This is a genomic window from Sphingopyxis sp. GW247-27LB, assembly GCF_002277025.1.
Taxonomy (GTDB): Bacteria; Pseudomonadota; Alphaproteobacteria; order Sphingomonadales; family Sphingomonadaceae; genus Sphingopyxis.
Window position 1 is genome coordinate 565,521 of record NZ_NIWD01000002.1, and the last position, 16,309, is coordinate 581,829.

Here is a 16,309-nt window from a genome sequence, read left to right on the forward strand (position 1 = left end):
TGGCGGGCATCGCAATTCGTGACAAAATGAGCGCCGGACGCGATGAATGATCGGCGCGGGGACGGCAGAAAGGTATTATCGGTGAGCGAACGGGAATCGATGCCCTATGACGTGGTCATCGTCGGCGCGGGTCCGGCGGGGCTTTCGGCGGCGATCCGCCTCAAGCAGCTGGCGAATGAGGCGGGTAGCGAACTGTCGGTCTGCATCCTCGAAAAAGGATCCGAGGTCGGCGCGCATATCCTGTCGGGGGCGGTCATCGACCCCAAGTCGCTCGACGAACTGATCCCCGACTGGCGCGACATGGGCTGTCCGCTCGCCGAGGTGCCGGTGAACGACAACCAGCATTGGGTGCTGACCAAAAGCAAGAAGTTCGGCCTCCCCGAATTCATCTCGCCCGGTTTCATGCACAACAAGGGCACCTATACCGGCAGCCTCGGCAATCTCTGCCGCTGGCTCGCCGAGCAGGCCGAGGGGCTGGGGGTCGAAATTTTCCCCGGATTCCCGGCCGCCGAGATCCTCTACAACGACGACGGCTCGGTGAAGGGCGTTGCGACCGGCGACATGGGCGTGGCGCGCGACGGAAGCCACAAGCCGGACTATGCGCCCGGGCTCGAGCTCCACGCCAAATACACCTTCTTTGCCGAAGGCGTGCGCGGGCACCTCACCAAGATGCTCAAGCCGCAATTCGCGCTCGACGCCGATTGCGAGCCGCAGGTCTATGGCCTCGGCGTCAAGGAGTTGTGGGACATCGACCCCGCGAACCACGCGCCGGGCCGCGTCATCCACACGCAGGGCTGGCCGCTCGATGCGAATTCGAACGGCGGCGGCTTCCTCTATCACCAGGCGAACGGGCAGGTCGCCCTGGGCTTCGTCACCTGGCTCAACTATCGCAACCCGCACACTTCGCCTTTCCAGGAAATGCAGAAGTGGAAGACGCATCCCGAGATCGCGAAGATATTGAAGGGCGGCAAACGCGTCTCCTATGGCGCGCGCGCGATCAGCGACGGCGGCTATCAGTCGGTGCCGAAGCTCGCCTTCCCGGGCGGCGCGCTGATCGGTGACAGCGCCGGCTTCCTCAACGTGCCGCGCATCAAGGGCACGCACACGTCCATGAAATCGGGGATGATGGCGGCCGAGGCGGCCTTCGCCGCGGTGAACGCGGGTCGCGCCGGCGATACGCTCGACGCCTATCAGGCGGCCTATGACGACAGCTGGGTCAAGAAGGAGCTGAGCGTCGTCCGCAACGTGCTGCCGCTGGTCGAGAAATATGGCGACCTCGCGGGCACGATCCTGTCGGGCATCACCATGTGGCTCGAGACGCTGAAGATCAAAGTGCCGTTCACGATGAAGCATCATCCGGACAATACGACGCTCTACCGCGCCGACATGATGCCGAAGCCCGACTATCCGAAGCCCGACGGGGTGCTGACCTTCGACCGCCTGTCCTCGGTGTTTCTGTCGAACACCAATCATGAGGAGGATCAGCCGGTCCACCTGCAGCTCAAGGATCCGACCATCCCGGTCGAGTATAACCTGCCGCTCTACGACGAACCCGCGCAGCGTTATTGCCCCGCCGGGGTCTATGAGATCGTCGGCGCCGAGGAAGGCGACCCGAAGTTCGTGATCAACGCGCAGAATTGCGTCCATTGCAAGACGTGCGACATCAAGGACCCGACCCAGAATATCAACTGGGTCACTCCCGAAGGCGGCGGAGGCCCCAATTACCCGAACATGTAAGCCCGTTCGTTCCCTTGCGATCCTGACGTCCCTCGCGGTCGTGCTCGCGGCGGCGCCCGCGCAGGCGGCGACCGATCCCGGCGATGAAGCGCTGAGCGCTTTCGTCCGCGCGCGGCTCGCCGAAGAAGCGGGCGAGCCCGCCGCGGCGCTGTTGGAACTGACGACCGTTGCCAGCCTCGCCCCCGACCTGCCCGGCGTGCGGGGGCGGATTCTCGAACAGGCGATCCAGGCCGGCGACCTGCCCGCCGCGCGCAGCGCTGCGGCGGTGCTGTGGAAGAGCGGCGACCGCCGCTTCGATGCGCAGCTCGTGCTGCTCGTCGACGCGCTGCGCCGATCCGACTGGAAAGGCGCGCGCGACGTGATGGGCGGGCGCCCCGACAAGGCGGGGGTCGACGCCGTCGCGAAGCTGATCACCCCAGCGATCAACGCGTGGGTCGACGTCGGCGCCCGCGAAAAGCGCCCCGAGCGCCACCTGATCGCCGCCAGCCCGGTCGCGCGGCCCGAACCCGCGCTGCTGCTCGAAGCGGCGCTCGTCGAACTCGCGGCGCGCCGGCCCGCCGACGCCGTGGCGCTGGTCGACACGATCACGCTGAGCGACCGGTCGAGCCAGCTCGTCGCGCTGCGTGTCGCGGCGTCGCTCGACAAGGCGGGCGAGGCCGCGGCGGCCGAACGGCTGCGCGGGCGCATCGCGCTCGCGGCCGGCGAACGCGACGATCCGCTGCTGCTGCTTCCCGACCAGCCGGTTGCGACCCCGCGCGCCGGTGTCGCGCATTGGCTGGGGCTGCTCGCCGACGGGCTTTCGCGCACCCCGCACGGCAGCCCGACGGTGCCGCTGCTCTTCGCGCGTACGGCCTATTGGCTGAACGAGGGGGATCAGCAGGTTCGCACGACGCTGGTCGAGGCGCTCGACCGCAACGGGCAGCGCGACGATGCGATGGCGCTACTGACCGAAGATGGCGCGGCGCTGCCTCCGGTACTCGCGATGCGTCGCGCCGAACTGATCGCGGATGGCGGCGACATGAAGGGGGCGCTGGCGACGGCCGAAGCTGCGGTGGCCGGCGAGACGCCGCCGCGCAGCCTGCTGCTTCGGCTTGCCGATCTTGCGCGCCGATCGGACGATAGCGACGCCGCGATGCGGGCCTATGCGCGATTGGAAGCGAGCCTGACCGATGGCGAGGAGGATGCGGCGCTGCGCGCGCTGCTGCTGATCTCGCGCGCAGACCTGTTGCTCAAGGCCGGCGACTGGGATGGTGCGGCGCCGCTGATCGAACAGGCGGTCGCGCTGCGGCCGGGCGATGCGGCGGTGCTGAATTTCGCCGGATATTCGGCGATCGAACGGCGCAAGAATGTCGAGCAGTCGCTGGAGCGGATCGAAGCGGCGTGGCGGAAGGAGCCGCAGGACCCGAGCATCACCGATTCGCTTGGCTGGGCCTATTTCCTGAGCGGGCGGATCGACGACGCGGTGCCGCTGCTCGAGAAGGCACAGCGCGGCGATCCCGAAAATTCCGTGATCGTCGAGCATCTGGGCGATGCCTATTGGAAGGCGGGGCGTCGCTTTTCGGCGCGTTACGTCTGGCGCGCGGCGGCGCTGGGCGCCGAGGCCGACATGGCGACGCGGATCACCGCGAAGCTGCGCGACGGGCTGACCCCCGCGACCGTGGCACCGTGACGGTCTTCACCGAAACCGGCTGGGCGAAGATCAATCTGGCGCTGCATGTGCGGGCAAGGCGCGCGGACGGCTATCATGCAATCGAGACGCTGTTCGCCTTCGTCGACGGTGGCGACACGCTGGAGGCCGTGGTTGCCGATACCGACACGCTGACCATCGATGGTGCGTTCGCGGAGGGACTGAGCGCGGGCGCAGACAATCTGGTGCTGGGTACGCTCGCCTTGCTCCGCGGCCGCTATGGCGCCGATCGCGTGCCGCCGCTCGCCATACGGCTGACCAAGGCTCTGCCGGTCGCGGCGGGGATCGGCGGCGGATCGGCCGATGCGGCGGCAATGGCGCGGCTCGTGCGGCGGCATTTCCTGCCCGAACTGGGCGACGCGGCGCTGGTGCGGCTGATGACACCGCTTGGCGCGGATATCGCCGCCTGTGTTACAAGCGAGACATGCCTCGGCGTCGGCACCGGCGCGGAACTCAGTCCCGCGCCCGAACTGGCGCTCGGTGGGACGCCCGTCCTCCTCGTCAACCCGCGGCAGCCCGTCGCGACCGGGCCGGTGTTCGCTGCATGGGACGGCACCGATCGCGGCCCGCTGTTCACCGCCGCGGACCTTCGCGCCCAGCTTTTCGCGGCGCGCAACGATCTCCAGCGTCCGGCGATCGCGCAGTGCCCGGCGATCGCCGAGGTGCTGACCGAACTCGGCGGGCTCCGGCCGTGGCTGGCGCGCATGTCGGGGTCGGGCGCGACCTGCTTCGCGCTGTTCGATGCGCTCGCCGAGCGCGATGCGGCGGCGCTCTATCTGAAAGGGCGACGGCCCGAATGGTGGCAGATGACGGGGGCGCTGCGATGAGTGAAGCCTGGCGCGATCTCGGAACGCCGCGCGCGGGCGGGGTGCTGCTGATCGGCGATCATGCGTCGAACCATGTCCCCGCCGACATCGACCTCGGCATCGACCCCGCCTTGCTCGGAAATCATATCGCGATCGACATCGGGGTCGCCGAAGTCGCGGCGCTGCTGGTCGAGGATGGCGCGGTCGATGCGGCGATCCTGGGCGGCGTGTCGCGGCTCGTCGTCGACTGCAACCGCGACGAGGAAGCGCCGGGGGTGCTGCCGATCGCGAGTGACGGGCACGCGGTTCCGGGCAATGCGCTCGACGACGCGGCGCGCGAAGCGCGATTGGCGCGGTTTTTCCGGCCCTATCACGACCATATCGCAGCGGTGATTGCGGCGCAGCGCCCGGCGATGATCCTGTCGCTGCACAGCTTTACGCCCTCGCTGGCCAGTCATCCCGATCAGGCGCGGCCGTGGCATGTCGGGGTGCTCTATAATGGCGACGACCGTCTCGCGGGGCCGGCGATCGCGGCGCTCGAAGCCGAAGGGCTGATCGTCGGCGACCAGCAGCCCTATTCGGGCAAGCTGCTCAACGCGACGATGGACCGTCATGCCGAAGCGAATGGGATACCCTATGTCGGGATCGAGATGCGGCAGGACCTGGTCGGCGACGCGGCCGGGCACGCGCGCTTCGCCGGACTGCTGGCGCACATGCTGAGGAAAGCGGCATTGAAACTGCCGGCATAGGCGTGTAGAGGCGCTTTGAATCGCCGTTTTGTGAAATAATATTATCAGGAACTCTCCAAATGCCTTCTTATCGTTCACGCACGACTACCCACGGCCGCAACATGGCGGGCGCGCGCGGGCTGTGGCGCGCGACGGGGATGAAGGACAGCGACTTCGGCAAGCCGATCGTCGCGGTGGTCAACAGCTTCACGCAATTCGTGCCCGGCCACGTCCACCTGAAGGACCTGGGCCAGATGGTCGCGCGCGAGATCGAGGCGGCGGGCGGAGTCGCCAAGGAATTCAACACGATCGCGGTCGACGACGGCATCGCGATGGGCCACGACGGCATGCTCTACAGCCTGCCGAGCCGCGACCTGATCGCCGACAGCGTCGAATATATGGTCAACGCGCATTGCGCCGACGCGATGGTGTGCATTTCCAACTGCGACAAGATCACGCCCGGCATGCTGATGGCAGCGCTGCGCATCAACATTCCCGTCATCTTCGTCTCGGGCGGGCCGATGGAGGCGGGCAAGGTCGTGCTCAAGGGCAAGGAAGTCGCCCTCGATCTCGTGGATGCGATGGTCGCCGCAGCCGACGAACATTATACGGATGAAGAGGTCGCGGCGGTCGAACGCTCGGCGTGCCCGACCTGCGGAAGCTGCTCGGGCATGTTCACCGCCAATTCGATGAACTGCCTGACCGAGGCGCTGGGGCTGTCGTTGCCCGGCAATGGATCGACCCTCGCGACCCACGCCGACCGCAAGGCGCTGTTCCTGCGTGCCGGGCGGATCGCCGTCGAAATGTGCAAGCGCCATTATGAAGAGGGCGACGACAGCGTGCTGCCGCGCAATATCGCGACCTTCGAGGCGTTCGAAAATGCGATGAGTCTCGACATCGCGATGGGCGGATCGACCAACACCGTGCTCCACCTGCTCGCCGCCGCGCACGAGGCCGGCGTCGATTTCACCATGGAGGACATCGACCGGCTGTCGCGCCGCGTGCCGTGCCTGTCGAAGGTCGCGCCGGCGAAGAGCGACGTCCATATGGAGGATGTCCACCGCGCCGGGGGAATCATGGCGATCCTCGGCGAGCTCGAGCGCGCCGGGCTGATCCACGCGCATCTGCCGACGGTGCACAGCGCGACGCTGGGCGATGCGCTGAACAAATGGGACATCGGACGCACCAACGACCCGGCGGTGCAAAAATTCTTCATGGCGGCGCCCGGCGGAGTTCCGACGCAGACCGCGTTCAGCCAGGACCGGCGCTGGGACAGCCTCGACCTCGACCGCGAGAGCGGGGTGATCCGCTCGGCAAGCCATGCGTTCAGCAAGGATGGCGGGCTTGCGGTGCTCTCGGGCAATATCGCGCGCGACGGCTGCATCGTGAAGACCGCGGGGGTCGACGAATCGATCCTCGAGTTCACCGGCCCCGCCAAGGTGTTCGAAAGCCAGGACGCGGCGGTCGCGGGGATCCTGACCGGGCAGGTCGAGGCGGGCGACGTGGTCGTGATCCGCTACGAAGGGCCGAAGGGTGGGCCGGGGATGCAGGAAATGCTCTATCCGACCAGCTACCTCAAATCGAAGGGGCTGGGCGCCGCCTGCGCGCTGATCACCGACGGCCGCTTTTCGGGTGGCACCTCGGGCTTGTCGATCGGCCATGTCTCGCCCGAAGCGGCCGAGGGCGGGGCGATCGGGCTGGTCGAGGACGGCGACCTGATCAAGATCGACATTCCGAAGCGCACGATCGACCTGCTCCTTTCGGACGCGGAGCTGGCGGCGCGCCGGGCGGCGATGGACGCGAAGGGCGAGGCGGCGTGGCAGCCCGCCAAACCGCGTCCGCGCAAGGTTTCGGTAGCACTTCAGGCCTATGCTGCGATGACGACGAGCGCCGCGCGCGGCGCGGTGCGCGACCTGTCGCAGCTGAGGAAGGCCGGGGGATGACGCCATCGAAACGGGGCGGGGCGATGCTGCCGCTGTTGCTGCTCGGGGGCTGCAACGCCGCCCCCGACAATGGCGCGCTCGCCGAAGCCGAGGCGCGGCAGGCAAAGGAAGCCGCGCTGAATGGCCGTATCGACTGCGCGCTCGAAGGCGCTAAGCTGTTCGACCGCACCTGCACGATCGAGGAAATGAGCGGTGCAGAGGGGACCATCCTTGTCGTCGGTCGCGCCGACACCGGCTATCGCCGCCTGGCGATCGCGACCGACGGGCGCGGCGTCGTGTCCGCCGACGGGTCGGAGCCCGCGAAGGTGACGATCGTCGGCGACGGGATGATCGAGGTCGCGATCGGCGGCGACCGCTACCGGCTGCCGGCGAATACCAGCGGCGGGACATAGGGCTGCCCCTCTTTCTTTCCGAACGGGCATGGGCGTCGGCTCTGGATGTGATAGGGCAGTCCCATGTCCGTTCCCGCCGACGCTCCCATCCTGACCAGCGACGCGATGCGCGCGGCCGAGGCGGCGTGCGCCGCGTCGGGACCCTCGCTGGCCGAACTGATGGAGCGTGCCGGCGCCGCGGTCGCCGATACCGCGTGGCGGATGGTGGCGGGTGCGCCGGTCCTGATCCTCTGCGGTCCCGGCAATAATGGCGGCGACGGCTATGTCGCGGCGCGGCTGCTCGCCGAACGCGGGGTGCGCGTACGCGTGGCGGCCTTGGCGGAGCCGGCTACCGACCTAGCGCGCGCGGCGCGGCTGGGGTGGGCAGGGCCTGTCGAGGCGCTGGGCGACGATCTGGCGCCCGCGCCGCTGATCATCGATGCGCTGTTCGGCGTGGGGCTGTCGCGGCCGCTGGCTGACGATCTTGCGGCGCACTTGATTCGCTTTGCGGGACGCCGCGTGCTCGCGGTCGATGTGCCGAGCGGAGTCGATGCCGACGGGGTGCAGGATTGGGTTCCGCCATTGCCCGCCAACGTCACGGTCGCGCTGGGCGCTCTCAAACCGGCGCATGTGCTGTTGCCTGCCGCGCCCACCTGCGGACGGACCCTGCTGGCCACGATCGGGATCGACGCTGCGCCGACATTGCGTACGCTCCCTCGCTTCGAAACCGACGATCCCGATGCGTCGGCGCACAAGTTCAGCCGCGGCATGACGCTCGTCCGCGCCGGGCCGATGCCGGGGGCGGCGGGGCTGGCGGCCGCCGCGGTGCTGCGCGCCGGGGCGGGCTATGCGATCTTGAGCGGGGCTTCTGCCGCGCCCTTCTCGGCGGTCATTGCTGAGAGCGGCGATGGTTTTTCCGAGCGGCTCGCCGATCCGCGCCTCGGCGCCGTGGTGATCGGGCCGGGCTACCCGGCGGGCGACGCGCTCGACCGTGACGTGGCGGCGGCGCTGGGCAGCGGCAAGCCGCTCGTCCTCGACGCGGCCGCGATCGCGTCGGCGCTACCGAGGCTCGGCGAGGTCCGCGCGATCCTGACGCCGCACGCGGGCGAGTTCGCGCGCGCCTTTCCCGGCCTTGCGGGAAGCAAGGTCGACCGGGCGCGGGCGGCAGCGCAGCAGAGCGGCGCGGTGGTGATCTACAAGGGCGCCGATACCGTCATCGCGGCGCCCGACGGGCGCGCCGTGGCGGCGTGGCCGGGATGCTCTTGGCTCGCCACCGCGGGGACCGGCGACGTGCTGGCGGGCGCGTGCGGCGCGATGCTCGCGCGCGGCGGCGATGCCTTCGACGCCGCCGTCGCGGCGGTGGGCTGGCATATCGCGCGCGCACGGGCTATCGGCCCCGGCCTTGTAGCGGATGATCTGGTAAAAGCATGACCGATGAAGATTTGATCGAACGCATCGCCGCGCGCGGTGACGGCGTGACGGCGGACGGACGCCACGTCGCGGGCGGTGTTCCGGGTGACCGGGTCGCAGCCAACGGGACGCTGGTGCCCGGTCCCAACCGCGCCGAGCCCGTCTGCCGTCATTTCGGCAAATGCGGCGGCTGCCAGCTCCAGCATGTCGCCGAGGGCGCACTCGCCGATTTCGTGCGCGACCGGGTCGCGGGGGCGCTGGCGGGACAACAGGTCGCGGCGGGCGAGGTGCGCCCGGCGCTTTTGTCGCCGCCGCAAAGCCGGCGCCGCGCGGCGCTCAGCGCGCTCAGGGCGGGCAAGCAGACCGCCGTCGGCTTCAACGCCGCGCAGAGCAACCAGATCGTCGACATGCGCGAATGTCCGCTGCTGATTCCTGAACTGTTCGCGCTGATCGGCCCGATTCGGGCCCTGCTGGGCACCATCGCGCCGCAGCGGCGGCCGGTGAAGGTCAAGCTGCAGATGCTCGACCAAGGCGCAGAAGTGGTGCTGGAGGACGTGCGCGCGGAGGGGCTCGACGCTGCGATGGCGTTGCAGGACTTCGCGGGGGCACACGGCCTCGCGCGGCTCGCGATCGATCAGGGCGACGGGCTGGAGACGATCTGGCAGCCCGAGCCGCCGACGGTGCGCTTCGGCGATATCGCGGTCGAGGTGCCGCCCTTCGCCTTTCTGCAGGCGACCGCGGCGGGACAGGCGGCGCTGATCGAGGCGGTGCGCGAGGCGATCGGCGATGCGCCCGCGGTCGCCGACCTGTTCGCCGGCGCCGGGACCTTCGCGCTGTCGGTGCAGGCGGGGCGGAAGGTCTATGCGGCCGAGGGTGCGCGCGATGCGATTCTGGCGCTGACCGGCGCGGCCAACCGCGCGCGGGCGCTGGTCGCGACCGAGCATCGCGACCTGTTCCGGCGGCCGCTGGTTTCCGCCGAGCTCGACCGTTTCGGCGCGGTGATCCTCGATCCGCCGCGCGCGGGGGCTGAGGAACAGGTCAAGCAGCTCGCGGCCTCGGCGGTGCCGGCGATCGCCTATGTCAGCTGCAACCCCGCGAGCTTCGCGCGCGACGCGAAGCTGCTGCTCGCGGGCGGCTATCGCCTCGACTGGGTGCAACCGGTGGGCCAGTTCCGCTGGTCGACCCATGTGGAACTGGCGGGGCGGTTCAGCCGGTAATCAAAGCCCCTCCCCTTCAGGGGAGGGCGAATTTGGGTCAATGCAGCACGAACCCCATGAACGCGTGCAGGCACAGCGCGATGAGCGCGAGGCTGGCGAGCGCGAAGATGCCGAAGCGCCACATCACCCGGTTCACCGTTGCCTGGATCAGGCTGTGGAGGATGCGCAGGCCCACATAGGCCCAAGCGATCTGGGCGTTGAGCCCGCCGCCCATGCCCCCGACCGCGAGCGCGATGGCGACGGCATAGAAGACCGTCGGCTGCTCCATCAGATGATTGTAGTTGTGCGCCTTCCACTGCACTTCGGCGGGCAGCACATCGTCGAGATTCTTTCCCGTGCCGCCGACCATCTTCGCCGCGTCGATCTTGGCGCGGTTCATCGCGGGGATGCGCGTCGCGTACATCCATACCCACATGATCATCGACCAGAGCGCGAGCGTCGCAACCGGTCCCAATATGGCGTTGGTATCCATGATATTCCCCCTCAACCCAAGGTGGCGATGACGGCGAGGACCGACAGCGCGAACAGGCACAGCGTATAGAGCGAGAAGATGGCGAAGCGCACAGGGATGCGGTTCACCGTCGCTTGCCACAGGCTATGGACGATGCGCAGGATCACATAGGCCCAGGCGATCCAGCGCGTGTAGCCGACGTCGCCGCCCGACAGGTGCAGGAAGACGATCACCGCATAGAAGAGCGTCGGCTGTTCGAGCAAATGCGTATAATTGTGCGACTTCCAGTTGACGCTGGGCGGCAGCACGCCTTCGAGGTCGGCGCCGCGGCCGCCCGGTGGCGCGACTTTGAGGTCGACCCCCGCCTTCGACATCGCCGAAAAACGCGTGACCGCAACCCAGATGAGCATGATCAGCGTCCACAAGGCGAGCACCGCGCCGGGTGCCAGAATGCTGTTGGACATATTTTCCCCTTTCACCGCGGCGCTTTGACGACCCCAAGCCGCGTGGAGCCGGATGCTAGGGCCGAACGGCGACAATGCAAGGCGGCGATTCAGCCCCTCAGCGTCGCGATGAAATCCTCGGCCCAGCCGATGACGTCGCGGTCGCGCACGACGGCGTTGAGCGCGCTCCAGCGCGCCTTGCGCTCTTCGAGCGGCATGTGAAGCGCGGTCCACAGCGCGCGGGTGACCTCTTCGTGATTGAGCGGATTGACGAGCAGCGCGTCGGTCAACTGCTCGGCGGCGCCCGCGAAGCGCGAGAGGATGAGGACGCCCGGATCCTCGGGGTCCTGCGCCGCGACATATTCCTTGGCGACCAAATTCATGCCGTCGCGGATCGGGGTCACCAGCCCGATCTTCGCGGCGCGGTAGAAGCCGAACAGTTCGGCGCGGCCGAAGCCGCGGTTGACGTAGCGGATGGGGACAAGGTCGACGTCCGAATGCGCGCCGTTGAACTGCCCGGTCTTCTGCTCCAGCGTCGCGCGGATTTCCTGATAGGAGCGGACATCCTCGCGCGAGGGGGGCGCGATCTGGACGTAGAGCAGCCGGTTGACCATGTCGTCCTGCGTGGCGAACAGCCGTTCCAGCGCGTCGATCCGCTCGGGCAGCCCCTTGCTGTAGTCGAGCCGGTCGACGCCGATCACCACCGTGCGGTTGCGAGCGCTCCCAGTGACGCGCTCCTGCGCTCGGCGCGCCGTCCCGGTCTCGCCGAGCGCCATGAACTCCTTGTGGTCGATGCCGATCGGAAAGGCGCGCGCGGTCGCGGTGCGGTCGCCGAGCCGCACCGTGCCGCTGTCTTCGTCGACTTCGGCGTTCAGCTCCTTGCGGCAATAGTGGAGGAAGCTTTCGAGCCACTCGACCGATTGGAAGCCGATCACGTCATAATGGAGCATCGCCTCCACCAGCCGCTCGTGGAAGGGAAGCGAAACGAGCAGGCGGGTCGGCGGCCAGGGGATATGGAGGAACAGGCCGATGCGGTTCGTCAGGCCATGCGCGCGCAGCCGCTCGCCCAGCGGCAGGAAATGATAATCCTGCACCCAGACCAGATCGTCCGCCTCGACAAGCGGGATCAGGCTGTTCGCGAACTGCTCGTTGACGCGCTCGTAGCCGCGGCCGAACTCATTCTCATATTCGGCAAGGTCGATGCGATAGTGGAAGAGCGGCCAGAGCGTGCGGTTGGCGTAGCCGTTGTAATATTCCTCGACGTCCTGCGGCTCGAGGTCGATCGTCGCGGTGGTGAAGCCGTCGGCGCGCGCGAGGGTGAGCTGGCCGGTGAAATGCTCGACCTCCTCGCCCGACCAGCCGAACCAGATGCCGCCATGCTGGCGCAGCGCGCCGTTCATCGCGACGGCAAGGCCGCCCTGCGCGCCGGTCGCGCCGCGACCCTTGTCGACCGACACGCGGTTCGAGACGACGATCAGCCGGCTCATCGCACCGTGTCCCAGCTGCGCGACAACAGACCCGCGCAATTGATGATCCCGACAAGCGAATAGGTTTGGGGGAAATTCCCCCACAGCTCGCCATTCTCGAAATCCATGTCCTCGGACAGCAGGCCCGACGGCGTGCGGTGCGCGAGCATCACCTCGAACAGCTCGCGCGCCTCGTCTGTCCGTCCGCACAGGTGCAGCGCCTCGATCAGCCAGAAGGTGCAGATGTTGAACGCGGTCTCGGGCTGGCCGAAATCATCTTCGCTGTCGTAGCGCAGCATGTTGCGACCGCGCCGCAGCGCCTTTTCGATCGCGGCGAAGGTCGCCTGGAAACGCGGGTCGTCGGCGCGGATGAAGCGCAGCTCGACCATCTGGAGCAGGCTCGCGTCCATATGGGCATGGCCGAAGGCGGCGCCATAATGGCCCTTGGCCTCGCTCCACGCCTCGCGTTCGATCGTCGCCCGGATCGTCGCGGCGCGTTCGTTCCAGAAGGTTTCGCGCTCGGGCCGCCCGATGCGCGCGGCGACATTGGCGAGCCGGTCGCACGCCGCCCAGCTCATCACCGCCGAATAGGTGTGGACGAGCTGGCGGGTGCGAAATTCCCAGAGGCCCGCGTCGGGCTGGTCGTGCATCTTCCACGCGACCTCGCCGACGCTTTCGAGGCTTTCGAAATCGCGCGCGTCGGCGACGCGGAACAGGCGCTGGTCGAAGAAGCCCTGCACGGTCGGCAGCACGATCTGGCCATAGGCGTCGTGCTGGACTTGCGTCCAGGCGGCGTTGCCGATGCGCACCGGCCCCATGCCGCGATAGCCGGCAAGGTCCGATGCGACGCTTTCGTCGAGTTCGGTCACCCCCATCACCGAATAGAGCGGCTGGATATGGCCGCCGGCGGCGCGATCGACGATGTTGCGCAGATAGGCGAGATATTTTTCGAGCACGTCGAGCGCGCCGAGGCGGTTGAGCGCCTGCACCGTGTAATAGGCATCGCGGATCCAGCAGAAGCGATAGTCCCAGTTGCGCCCGCTGTCCGGCGCCTCGGGGATCGAGGTGGTCAGCGCGGCCACGATCGCGCCGGTTTCCTCATGCTGGCAGAGCTTGAGCGTGATCGCGGCGCGAATGACGGCATCCTGCCAGTCCATCGGCGTCGCGAGCCCGCGCACCCAGCTTCGCCAGTAAAGATCGGTTGCCTCCTCCATGCCGCGCAGCGCCTGCGACACGTTGCCGGTGAAGGGCTCGTCGGGGCCGAGGAAGAAATGCAGGTCCTGCTCGACGCGGAACGAGCGGCTTTCCATGACATAGCCGACCGGCGCGTCGGTGGTCAGGCGCAGCGGCTGGGTGCCGACCAGATAGCGGATATGGTTGGTGCCGCGCGTCGTCGCCGCGACCTCGGCGCCATAGTCGCGCATCGGTGCCAGCTCCATCTCGATCCGCGGGCTGCCCGCGACGGGGCGGACGATGCGGACGAAGGCGACGGGGCGGAACATGCGCCCCGACCTCTCGAAGCGCGGGCAGAAATCGATGACGTCGACCGCGCTCCCGTCCTCGGCCTCGAGCCGGGTGACGAGGATCGGGGTGTTGCGGCGATAACGCGGGGTGGCCTTGACCTGCCCTGCGAGGCGGAAACGCCAGACGCCTTGATGCTGTTTGTCGCCGCCGAGCAGCGCGCAGAAGACGGGATCGCCGTCGACGCGCGGCACGCAGCCCCAGACGAAGCCCGCTTCGCCGTCGACCAGCGCGCTGACCTGGCAATTGCCGACCGGCCAGAGGGCGAGCGAGCTCAGAGGGTCAGCCATCGATGCACCGCTTCGGGGTCGGCGAGGCGATAATGGGCGGCGGTCGGGCGCGGCGCGCCGACGAGGATGCCGTATCCGCCCGCCGCGGTAACGGCGGCAAAACCGTCCTCGTCGGTTGTATCGTCGCCGATGAAGACCGGCAGCGCGCCCGCAAAGGGCACCGCCGCCATCAGCCGGGTCACCGCGGCGCCCTTGTTGGCGCTTTTCGGGCCCAGCTCGACCACCATCTTGCCGCGCCGAGCGGCAAGGCCTTCGCGGGCTGCCATGTCGTCCATGACGGTAAAGACGGCTGGGGCGGCTTCGGGTTCCTGCCGATAATGCACCGCCATGCCATGTGGCTTGGTTTCGACGAGCAGGCGGGGCCAGGCGGCGGTCAGCGCGGCGAGTTCGGCGCGGCTCGCGTCGGACAAGGGCTTTGTGCCCTTGGCGGCCTCGCCGATCTCGGCGCCGTGCGAGCCGACCATCAGCAGATGGAGCGGGCCGAGGTGCGACTGGATATCGGCGATTGCGCGGCCGCTGACGATGGCGATGCGGCCACCCAGCGCACGGTGAAGCGCCGCGAGCTGCGCCGGCACCCCATCGGGCACATGAATGCCGTCGGGGGTATCGGCGATCTCGACCAGCGTCCCGTCGAAATCGAGGAACAGCGCGAGCGGACGCCCGGCCGCGAGCCCGGCGAACGCCGGGGGCGAGGGGAGGTCGATGCTTTTGTGCATTGCGGCAAAGGCTAAGGGCGGCGACCCGCTGGGTCAACCGCCTAGAGATCGGACACTTTTCTCCCCTCCCGCCGGCGAGGAACCTCAGATCACGCCGAGCGACCGCATCGCCTCGGCAACGCGCACGAAGCCGGCGATATTGGCGCCCAGCACATAGTTGCCGGGGGCGCTATATTCGTCGGCGGTCGCGGCGCAATTGTCGTGGATGCTCCGCATGATACGCGCCAGCCGCTCTTCGGTCTGGTCGAAAGTCCAGCTGTCGCGCGAGGCGTTCTGCTGCATTTCGAGCGCCGAGGTCGCGACCCCGCCGGCGTTGGCCGCCTTGCCCGGCGCGAACATCACCCCATTCTGGTGGAACAGGTCGACCGCGTCGGGGGTCGACGGCATGTTGGCGCCTTCGCCGACGACCTGGACCCCGTTCCGGACTAGCGTCGCCGCATCCTTGCCGGTCAGCTCGTTCTGGGTGGCGCAGGGAAGCGCGATGTCGCATGCCACGTCCCAGATCGACCCGCCCTCGATATAATGCGCGCCCGCGCCCTTCGCCCGCACATATTCGGACAGGCGCTCGCGGCGCACTTCCTTGATTTCCTTCAGAAGGTCCAGGTCGATGCCGTTCTCGTCGAGGACATAGCCGTTGGAATCGGAGCAGGCGAGCACCTTGCCGCCAAACTGCCGGATCTTTTCGATCGCATAGATGGCGACATTGCCCGACCCCGAAACGACGACGCGTTTGCCGTCGAGCGACTGTCCCTTGGTCGCCAGCATCTGCTGAACGAAATAAACGAGCCCGAAGCCGGTCGCCTCGGTGCGCGCGCGCGACCCGCCGTAGACGAGCCCCTTGCCGGTGAGCACGCCCGCTTCGTAGCGGTTGGTCAGGCGCTTGTACTGGCCGAACATATAGCCGATCTCGCGCCCGCCCACGCCGATATCGCCCGCGGGAACGTCGGTATACTCGCCGAGGTGGCGCTGAAGCTCGGTCATGAAGGCCTGGCAGAAGCGCATGATCTCGCCGTCCGAGCGGCCGCGCGGGTTGAAGTCGGACCCGCCTTTGCCGCCGCCGATCGGCATGCCGGTCAGCGCATTCTTGAAGATCTGCTCGAACCCCAGGAATTTGATGATGCCGAGATTGACCGACGGGTGGAAACGGATGCCGCCCTTGTAGGGGCCGAGCGCCGAGTTGAACTGGACGCGAAAGCCGCGGTTAATCTGGACCTGGCCGCTGTCGTCGACCCAGGGAACGCGAAAGATGATCTGTCGCTCCGGTTCGCAAATCCGTTCGATCAGCGCATGGCTGGCATAATCGGGGTGTTTCGCGACGACGCGCCCGAGGCTTTCGAGCACTTCGTGGACAGCCTGGTGGAATTCGGCTTCCCCGGCGTTTCTGCGCAATACTTCATCAAGAACCGGCTGCAACTTTTCATCAATCTTGCTCAAAAGGACCTCCTGACTGTATGAATCGAACGGGCCTGTGAACCATGCGGCGCGCGGCCGCAAGGCGATCGGTCGCAGAAAATCGAATGGGC

General features: G+C 68.0%; 14 protein-coding genes. 8 read left to right on the forward strand and 6 right to left on the reverse strand.

Going from position 1 to position 16,309, the window contains the following annotated elements:
- Positions 1-81: 81 nt before the first annotated feature.
- The 8 genes from CD928_RS02780 (at position 82) to CD928_RS02815 (ending at position 9,899) form a co-directional block, all read left to right on the forward strand.
- Complete coding sequence (locus CD928_RS02780) at positions 82-1,737, forward strand: electron transfer flavoprotein-ubiquinone oxidoreductase (RefSeq protein WP_095385207.1); 1,656 nt, start codon at positions 82-84, stop codon at positions 1,735-1,737.
- 40 nt (positions 1,738-1,777) lie between these two features.
- Positions 1,778-3,406, forward strand: a complete 1,629-nt coding sequence (locus CD928_RS02785) for a tetratricopeptide repeat protein (protein WP_255247021.1) — start codon at positions 1,778-1,780, stop codon at positions 3,404-3,406.
- A complete protein-coding gene (locus tag CD928_RS02790; RefSeq protein ID WP_095384523.1) occupies positions 3,403-4,251 on the forward strand; it encodes a 4-(cytidine 5'-diphospho)-2-C-methyl-D-erythritol kinase in 849 nt (282 codons plus the stop codon). The genes CD928_RS02785 and CD928_RS02790 overlap by 4 nt, the downstream gene beginning before the upstream one ends.
- On the forward strand, positions 4,248-4,979 hold the full coding sequence (locus CD928_RS02795) for an N-formylglutamate amidohydrolase (protein ID WP_095385209.1): 732 nt from the start codon (positions 4,248-4,250) through the stop codon (positions 4,977-4,979). The genes CD928_RS02790 and CD928_RS02795 overlap by 4 nt, the downstream gene beginning before the upstream one ends.
- A gap of 59 nt (positions 4,980-5,038) precedes the next feature.
- Positions 5,039-6,901 carry a dihydroxy-acid dehydratase gene (ilvD, locus tag CD928_RS02800; RefSeq protein WP_095384524.1) on the forward strand — a complete coding sequence of 621 codons (1,863 nt, stop codon included), beginning with the start codon at positions 5,039-5,041 and terminating at the stop codon, positions 6,899-6,901.
- Entirely contained in the window at positions 6,898-7,293 is a 396-nt protein-coding gene (locus CD928_RS02805) for a hypothetical protein (RefSeq protein WP_095384525.1), read from the forward strand. The genes ilvD and CD928_RS02805 overlap by 4 nt, the downstream gene beginning before the upstream one ends.
- A gap of 63 nt (positions 7,294-7,356) precedes the next feature.
- Positions 7,357-8,703 (forward strand): NAD(P)H-hydrate epimerase, encoded by a 1,347-nt coding sequence (locus CD928_RS02810; RefSeq protein WP_095384526.1) that lies wholly within the window; start codon positions 7,357-7,359, stop codon positions 8,701-8,703.
- Positions 8,700-9,899: a class I SAM-dependent RNA methyltransferase gene (locus tag CD928_RS02815; RefSeq protein ID WP_095384527.1), complete on the forward strand. Its 1,200-nt coding sequence runs from the start codon at positions 8,700-8,702 to the stop codon at positions 9,897-9,899. Before CD928_RS02810 ends, CD928_RS02815 begins: the two co-directional genes overlap by 4 nt.
- Positions 9,900-9,936: 37 nt before the next feature.
- Here CD928_RS02815 and CD928_RS02820 read toward each other — a convergent pair whose 3' ends face one another.
- The 6 genes from CD928_RS02820 to gdhA all read right to left on the reverse strand — a co-directional run bounded on the left by CD928_RS02820 (position 9,937) and on the right by gdhA (position 16,220).
- Positions 9,937-10,371, reverse strand: coding sequence for an MAPEG family protein (locus CD928_RS02820; RefSeq protein WP_095384528.1), 435 nt, complete (start codon positions 10,369-10,371; stop codon positions 9,937-9,939).
- A gap of 11 nt (positions 10,372-10,382) precedes the next feature.
- Positions 10,383-10,814, reverse strand: a complete 432-nt coding sequence (locus CD928_RS02825; protein WP_095384529.1) for an MAPEG family protein — start codon at positions 10,812-10,814, stop codon at positions 10,383-10,385.
- Positions 10,815-10,903: 89 nt separating this feature from the next.
- Positions 10,904-12,280, reverse strand: coding sequence for a trehalose-6-phosphate synthase (locus tag CD928_RS02830; RefSeq protein ID WP_095384530.1), 1,377 nt, complete (start codon positions 12,278-12,280; stop codon positions 10,904-10,906).
- Entirely contained in the window at positions 12,277-14,070 is a 1,794-nt protein-coding gene (locus tag CD928_RS02835; protein WP_176473417.1) for a glycoside hydrolase family 15 protein, read from the reverse strand. The genes CD928_RS02830 and CD928_RS02835 overlap by 4 nt, the downstream gene beginning before the upstream one ends.
- On the reverse strand, positions 14,055-14,786 hold the full coding sequence (otsB, locus tag CD928_RS02840) for a trehalose-phosphatase (protein ID WP_095384531.1): 732 nt from the start codon (positions 14,784-14,786) through the stop codon (positions 14,055-14,057). The genes CD928_RS02835 and otsB overlap by 16 nt, the downstream gene beginning before the upstream one ends.
- Before the next feature lie 84 nt (positions 14,787-14,870).
- Positions 14,871-16,220 (reverse strand): NADP-specific glutamate dehydrogenase, encoded by a 1,350-nt coding sequence (gdhA, locus tag CD928_RS02845; RefSeq protein ID WP_095384534.1) that lies wholly within the window; start codon positions 16,218-16,220, stop codon positions 14,871-14,873.
- Positions 16,221-16,309: the final 89 nt, after the last annotated feature.